General features: G+C 73.0%; 6 protein-coding genes and 1 pseudogene. All 7 read right to left on the bottom strand.

All coding sequences use genetic code 11. The annotated features are described in order from the left end of the window. Positions 1-228, bottom strand: a pseudogene (locus ALMP_RS15100) (zinc ribbon domain-containing protein); the annotation flags it as partial. Next, positions 225-782, bottom strand: a complete 558-nt coding sequence (locus ALMP_RS15095) for a phage tail protein (RefSeq protein ID WP_264927925.1) — start codon at positions 780-782, stop codon at positions 225-227. The pseudogene ALMP_RS15100 and the gene ALMP_RS15095, both read right to left, overlap by 4 nt. Further along, positions 779-2,737, bottom strand: a complete 1,959-nt coding sequence (locus tag ALMP_RS15090) for a putative baseplate assembly protein (RefSeq protein ID WP_264927923.1) — start codon at positions 2,735-2,737, stop codon at positions 779-781. Before ALMP_RS15090 ends, ALMP_RS15095 begins: the two co-directional genes overlap by 4 nt. After that, positions 2,737-3,180 (bottom strand): GPW/gp25 family protein, encoded by a 444-nt coding sequence (locus tag ALMP_RS15085; RefSeq protein WP_264927922.1) that lies wholly within the window; start codon positions 3,178-3,180, stop codon positions 2,737-2,739. Before ALMP_RS15085 ends, ALMP_RS15090 begins: the two co-directional genes overlap by 1 nt. A gap of 46 nt (positions 3,181-3,226) precedes the next feature. Then, positions 3,227-5,134: a VgrG-related protein gene (locus ALMP_RS15080; protein WP_264927920.1), complete on the bottom strand. Its 1,908-nt coding sequence runs from the start codon at positions 5,132-5,134 to the stop codon at positions 3,227-3,229. Then, positions 5,134-5,859 (bottom strand): tail protein X, encoded by a 726-nt coding sequence (locus tag ALMP_RS15075; RefSeq protein ID WP_264927919.1) that lies wholly within the window; start codon positions 5,857-5,859, stop codon positions 5,134-5,136. The genes ALMP_RS15080 and ALMP_RS15075 overlap by 1 nt, the downstream gene beginning before the upstream one ends. 25 nt (positions 5,860-5,884) lie before the next feature. Further along, a complete protein-coding gene (locus tag ALMP_RS15070) occupies positions 5,885-6,310 on the bottom strand; it encodes a phage tail protein (RefSeq protein ID WP_264927916.1) in 426 nt (141 codons plus the stop codon). Positions 6,311-6,445 lie beyond the last annotated feature (135 nt).

Genomic DNA, 6,445 nt, shown 5'->3' with positions numbered 1-6,445 from the left:
GGGGGCGGCCTCGGGGTCCGGGGTGGGGGGCGGGGGTTCCTCCGTCGTCGTGGGGGCCGGGGGCGTCACCGCCGTGGGAGGCGCGTCGGTGTCGGCCGTGGTGGTGGCCGCGGTGGTTCTGCCGCCCGCCGTGCCGGTGTTCCAGCTCAGTACGGCCCCGCACGCGTCGCAGAAGGACTGGCCCGGTTCTGCCCGGGTGCCGCAATCGGTGCAGTTCTGGGTGGTCATCGCTGCGGGGTCCTTTCGGTGGCGGTCACCTTGACCGTGTACGGCATGTGGGCGGGCCGGGCGGCGGCCACGAGGATGGTCAGGCGGTGTTCGTCCGCCGGGGTCGGGTCGGGCAGGCGGAGCGTGACGCGCAGGTGGGGGCGCGGGTCGCCGGGGAACGGGCCGAGCGGCCGTGCGCTCCAGGCGGCGCCGCCGCTCTCGGAGATCTCCGGCTCCACGCCGAACGCCAGCCGGATCGTCTCGGCGAGGCCGCGCCGGGTGCCGCGTACCCGGTGCAGGTACGCGGCGGCGGCGACGGCGGCCCGCAGCCGGTCCTCCGGCTCGGTGCCGTCGGTCTCGGCACCGACCCAGCCGGCCAGCCAGCGGGTGAAGTCGACGGGGGCCAGCGCCGGGTCGAAGTAGGCGGGCAGGCAGTCCAGGACGTTGAGGATCGGCGCGATCACCTCGTCCAGGCCGGCGACGAAGCGCTGCGCGAGGTCGTCGTCGGCGAACACGGCGGGCAGCATCGCGCCGATCGGCGCGGACGAGCCGAGCCCGTCGACCGAACCCCTCACGCCCCGTCCCCGATCACCCTGACGCGGTGGTCGTAGGAGAACACCAGCGCCGGCGCGGACAGGTCGATACGGTCGGTCGCCTCGCCGCGCTTCCCGGTCAGCGGGTCGGCCGGGTGCAGGACGACCTGGTCGACGAGTTCGACGCCGGGAACGCGTTGCAGCACCGCGAAGACCTCCCCGGACTGCACGGGCCGGCCGAACGGCCAGCCCCGGCCGTCCGCGCCGCCGGTCAGCGGATCGAGGTGGCGGTAGAGGGCGTCGTGGGCCTGGCGGCGGACCCGGTCGGTGTCCACGCCGCGGAAGGCGTGCACCGTCGCGACGACCGTCACCCCCTGGTAGTACGGCGGTCCGACGGCCAGCCGCGTGCCGATCAGCCGGCGCTCGTCGAGGTGACGGGTGATGCGGTCCAACAGGGCGTCACCGGGCACGAGTTGCTCGAAGCGCAGCCGCCCGCCCGGGTCGGGGACGGCCTGCGGGACCACCAACACCCGCACCGCGTACGCCCCGTGGGAGTCGGGCTCGCCCTCCAGGCAGGTGATGCGGGCGGTCTCGGGGGCGGCGCGGCGGGCCAGCTCCTCGTAGTCGCGCAGGGTCACGGCGCGTTCCTGGGCGCGCAGCGTGATGGGGGCGCGGACCTTCGCCTCCTCGACCGTCTCGCCGTCGACACCGCCGCGCGCCGCCTCCCGGTTGACGACCTCCGAGACGTAGGGGACGGAGGTGCGCAGCACCTGGACGGCGCCCCGGGCGACGTTGCCGGCGCGGCCACCGCCGGTGCGGTAGCGGCGGGCGCGGATCACCGCGCCCTTGGGGGCGACGGCGCCGTACTGGCGCAGTGTCCCGTCGGGTTCGCGCACGGACGGGCCGAAGGCGATCTCACCGGTGGTGGCGTCCAGGGTGATGTGGCGGTCGTCGGGGCCGGATCCGGCGAAGTGGGGGACGACCCGCCAGTCCACCCAGCCGTCGTGCTCGGCGGTCTGGAGCAGCAGCGGCGGGTCGTCGCCGACGACCGGGGCGTGGGCCAGGCGCAGCCGCTGCCCCGGCAGGCCGGTGGACTCGCCGAGTGCCTCGTCGTACACCGTCTCCGCGTGGACCGTGGGGGCGGTGCCGCCGACGGTGAAGGCCTCCGCGGAGCGGACGGTGGGGGAGGTGGTGTAGAAGGGCTGGCGGGGAAGGGGCTCGGTGACGCGGCAGCGCAGCCAGCCGGCCTCCTGGCCGCCGGAGCGGGACAGCACATGCCCGCCGGGGACGTGCAGGACGACCTCGCCGGGGCGGTTGAGGCCGCCGGTGCCGTCGCGGTCGACCTCGCACTCCTGCCAGCCGTCCTCCGTCCACGCCTCCCACACCAGCGGCGGCTGGCGCGGGTCGACGCCGACGCCGTCCACCCGGCTGTCCAGTTCCAGGGCGACGGCGCAGTGCGGGACGGCGGCGGTCAGGCCGAGCAGCATGCAGTCGCCGGGCCGCGGGGCCTCCGCGAAGCACAGCACGTCCTTGCCCTCGGCGAGATCGGTGGTCCGGTCGGTGACCGGCTGCCCCTGGTGCTGCACCACGAGATGCCGCAACGAGCACGGGACGACGGCCAGTTCGCGTTCCGTCGCGAAGACGACGGCCTCCTCGCTCTCCGTCCGCACGGTCGCCACCTCCGTGCCCACCGGCAGCAGCACCGTCTCCTCCTGCGGCGCCGACAGCCAGAAGGTGACGTCCGTGCGGGCCGCCGACGGCGGGAAGAGACGGATGCCGACCAGGTCGAGGAAGGCGAGGTGGTTCTTGTCCGGGACGCGGTTGAGGCGGTAGACGATCTGGTCCGCCATGTGGGCGACCGTCTCGACGAGCGTCACGCCCGGGTCGGAGACGTTGTGGTCGGTCCACTCCGGGGCGCGCTGCTGGATGTAGCGCTTGGCGTCGTCGACGAACTGCTGGAAGCGGCGGTCGTCCAGGTTGGGGGAGGGCAGGGCCATCAGCGGTCGCTTTCGGGAGCCGTACCGGAGGAGCTGGGGGAGTCCGGCTCGTCGTGGGACGGGATGACGTAGAAGGGGAAGACGAGACTGCGCGGGTTGTTGGTGCCGCGGATCGAGTAGCGGACGTCGATGAACAGCACGCCCTGCTCGGCGCCGGCGGTGACCTCGACGTCATGGACCTCGATGCGCGGCTCCCAGCGGTCCAGGCCGGCGTACACCTCGTGCTGGATGCGGCCGGCGGTGGCCTCGTTGACCGGGGCGAAGACCAGGTCGTGGATGGCGCAGCCGAACTCCGGGCGCATCGGGCGCTCACCCGGCGCCGTCGCGAGGATCAGCCGGATCGCCTCCTCGATCTCGCGTTCGCCGCTGACCAGGGCGATGCCGCCGGTGGGGCCGATGCGCAGCGGGAACGCCCAGCCGGATCCGACGAACTGTTCGGCCATCAGGGGGCCACCTGCCTTCTCCTTCTCCTGACGCCCCGCCGTGCCGTCACGGCAGCGGGTACGGCTTGTTGTTGACCATGACCACGCCCTGGAGGAGGAGCGTGGCGGCGCGGATGCCCACGTTGGCGACGGAGTTGACCTGGACGGTGCCTCCCGAGGTGATCATCGTGGCGCCCACGGCCTTGAGGTTGAGGGCGCCCATCGCGTCCACCGTCACCGCGCCGGCCAGGGACTTGAGGTTGACCAGGCCGCGGCCCTCCAGCGTCAGGGGGCCGCCGCTCTTGATGGACAGGGACCGCCGGGCGCTGAGCGAGAGGTCCGTGCCGGCCTCCACGGACACCGACGTGCTGCCCTTGATGCTGACCGCCCCCCTGCTGTCGACGGTGATCTCGGTCTTCGTCCGGTCGAGGTTGATGACGAGCCGGTCGTCGCCCGTGGTGACGCGCACGCCCTGCCTGCGGCCGCCGGTCTTCTGGCTGAGCAGGTCCACCCGGTTGCCGTCCCGGTCGGAGAGGGTGTGCCGGGCGGCGCGGCGCCGCGCCCCGTCGTGCAGCGGGACGTCCTTCACGGGTGTCGGCCGGTCGCGGCCGTTGTAGAGGCCGCCGATGACGTACGGGTGGTCCAGGGCGCCCCGGTCGAACGAGACCAGCACCTCGTCCCCGACGTCGAGGGGGAAGATCGAGCCGCCGTCCTTGCCGCCCCACTGCACGACCCGCGTCCAGTCGCTGACGTAGGTGTCGTCCAGCCACGGGAACTGGAGCTTGACCCGGCCCTGCTTGAGAGGGTCCTGGACGTCGGTGACCAGGGCGTTGGCGGTGCCGGGCAGACGCAGGCCGTTGTGCGGGTCGCCGCCGCCCGACGACAGCCCGTACAGCGAGCGCCACTGCCGGCCGCTGACGGTGACCCACGCCTCGTAGTGCCGGCCGTCGCCGAAGACGTGCCGTACGGAGGTCGCCGTGTACTTGCCCTCGAAGGGGGCGCCGACGTCGGCGAGCGTCACGGGCAGGCCGGGCCGCAGCTTCGGCGTGCCGCGCGCGACGACCTCCAGCTCGGCGAAGGACCCGGTCACCTCGTCCGCGAGGGCCTCGGCGGCGAACTTCACCTCCGACTGCCGGTCGTAGGGCACCTGCGCGTCGACGAGTTTCGCCGGCTTGAACGGGGCGGCGGCCTCGCCGGGCGTCGTCCCGATGCTGATGCCCGGGTTGGTGCGGGCGGGCGCGGTGGCGGTGAGCTTCTTCTTCGTCGTCACGTCCCAGCCGCGCGCCTCGACGGTGCCGACCTGCTCGGCGGCGGTGACGGCGGCGCGCAGGCGCAGGATGTCGGTGCCGGCCTCCAGGACGTACGGGCTCCTGTCGCCCGGGGTGGAGGTGGGCGGGGCGCCCGAGGCCGGGTCGGGCCTGAGGAACTGGAACTTGCCCTTGGCGTCGACGGACATGACCATCTCGTTCTCGTCGGCGAGACGGGCGAGGAAGTCCCAGTCGGTGACGTTGGCCTGGCTGATGAACTCGTAGACCGTCCTGGTGGCCTGGACGCGTCCGACGGGGACGCCGTCCTGGGCGGCGAGCTTGCGGGCGATGTCGGAGGCGCTCTGGTTGCGGTACGCGGCGACCCTGCGCCGGCGCATCAGGCGGTGGCCGTGGTCGTAGCCGCGGATGACGGTGAAGGTGCCGGTGCCGTCGTAGTCGGCCTCCAGGCCGCACACCTCGCCGGTGAGCAGGGGCTCTCCGGCGCCCTTGCCGTCGGCGATGGGCGTGATGACGACCGGGGTGCCGAACTTGACGCCCAGCTTGCCGAGGACCTGCCGGTAGGGGTCGCGGAAGGTGAGCCGGAACGCGGCGGGCACCCCGAGCCCCTGGTCCACCCATCCCTCCACGAGGAGCGGAGCGAAGTCGGAGGGCAGGGGGCGGCCGCCGAGGGTGACGTGGACGACGCTGGAGTACGCCGACTGCACCATCAGCCACGCACCTCCTCGGCGGCGGGCAGCACGAGTTCCACACCGGTGGGGAGGTGGGCGGGGTCGTCGATGCCGTTCGCCTCGGCGATGGCCCGCCAGGCGGCGGCGTCCCCGTACTCGCGCCAGGCCAGGGACTGGAGGGAGTCACCGGCGACGACGCGGTGCACGCGCTGGGCGGTGAGCGCGCCGGAGGTCGGGTTCTGGCCCTTCGTCTTGCTGGGGATCTCGTGCAGCCGCACCTGGCAGGTGGCGCGGATGGGCACGCCCGTCGTCCCGAACAGCGAGTACGTCGCGTCGACGCTGCTGACGTAGGCGGTGAACCGGGCCGTGGAGAACGAACCCCACTGGAAGACGACCCAGGGTGGTGACGGCTGCTTCGCGGCGATGCTCTTCGCGGTGACCTCGCAGCACTCCAGGAGCGACTCGACCTTCTTCAGGACGGTGTTGCTGCCGGGCTCGTCGGAGGAGTCCAGGAAGATCTCGACCGTCATCTCACGGGGCTCCGGCCCCATGAACTCCGGTACGGAGCCGTCGCGGACGGCCGCCGTCGGGGTGACCTTCCACTGCGCGCGGCGGCCGAGTTGCAGCTGCGCCGGGTTGAAGTCGAAGCCGAAGGACTTGATCAGGCCGCCGGGTGTGGTGCTGGTGCCGACGGGGGGTTCGTGGATGGCGAGGGTGGCACGGACGAGGCTCTTGCCGGCGCCACCCTTGTTTCCCTTGGCCATGGGCTGTCGTGTGCTCCCCTCGGTCTCAGTCGGTGAAGCCGTGGTGGGTGATCTCCAGGACCTCCGTCGCGACGCCCGGGTTGGCGGGGTCCAGCGACGGGCCCTGCCAGCTGACCGGCAGTACGTCGATCAGCCCCCACCGGGCGACCTCCGAACCGTCGGCCCGCAGCGCCGCGATCTGCGCGGTCGGGCGGGTCACCCCCGTGGTGATCGACGAGATCCACTTGGCGACCTTCGTGGTGTCCGGGGTGAGGGGGCGGGTCAGGCGGATCGTGGAGAAGGTGACGCGGGAGGGGAGCTGCCAGACGAAGCCGTTGTTCCCGCCTTCCTGGCGGTGCTCTATCTCCACCTGGGAGGACAGGCCCTCGCACCCGTTGAAGTAACCGAGGCTCTCGCCGTCGATGGTGAGGGTGAAGAAGATGGTGGAGCCCGGGTCGAGGTCGCGGGGCATCGGGGCGGCCTTTCTGGCTTACGGGGAGCGGGGCGGACGGCGGACGGGCTGGGTGGGTGCGGGTCAGTGGCGGGGGTCGCGGAGCCTGCCGATCCGTTCGCGGTCGAGGCGGAGTTCGGTACGCAGGAGCCGCGT

It is taken from the genome of Streptomyces sp. A012304, assembly GCF_026008495.1.
Lineage (GTDB): Bacteria > Actinomycetota > Actinomycetes > Streptomycetales > Streptomycetaceae > Streptomyces.
The sequence above is the reverse complement of the archived record's forward strand: the minus strand, read 5'-3'. Positions and strand labels throughout refer to the sequence as shown.

Coding starts and splice junctions, on each gene's coding strand:
- ALMP_RS15090 (WP_264927923.1), bottom strand. CDS start 2,737: ATGGCCCTGCCCTCCCCCAACCTGGACGACCGCCGCTTCCAGCAGTTC.
- ALMP_RS15080 (WP_264927920.1), bottom strand. CDS start 5,134: ATGGTGCAGTCGGCGTACTCCAGCGTCGTCCACGTCACCCTCGGCGGC.
- ALMP_RS15075 (WP_264927919.1), bottom strand. CDS start 5,859: ATGGCCAAGGGAAACAAGGGTGGCGCCGGCAAGAGCCTCGTCCGTGCC.
- ALMP_RS15085 (WP_264927922.1), bottom strand. CDS start 3,180: ATGGCCGAACAGTTCGTCGGATCCGGCTGGGCGTTCCCGCTGCGCATC.
- ALMP_RS15070 (WP_264927916.1), bottom strand. CDS start 6,310: ATGCCCCGCGACCTCGACCCGGGCTCCACCATCTTCTTCACCCTCACC.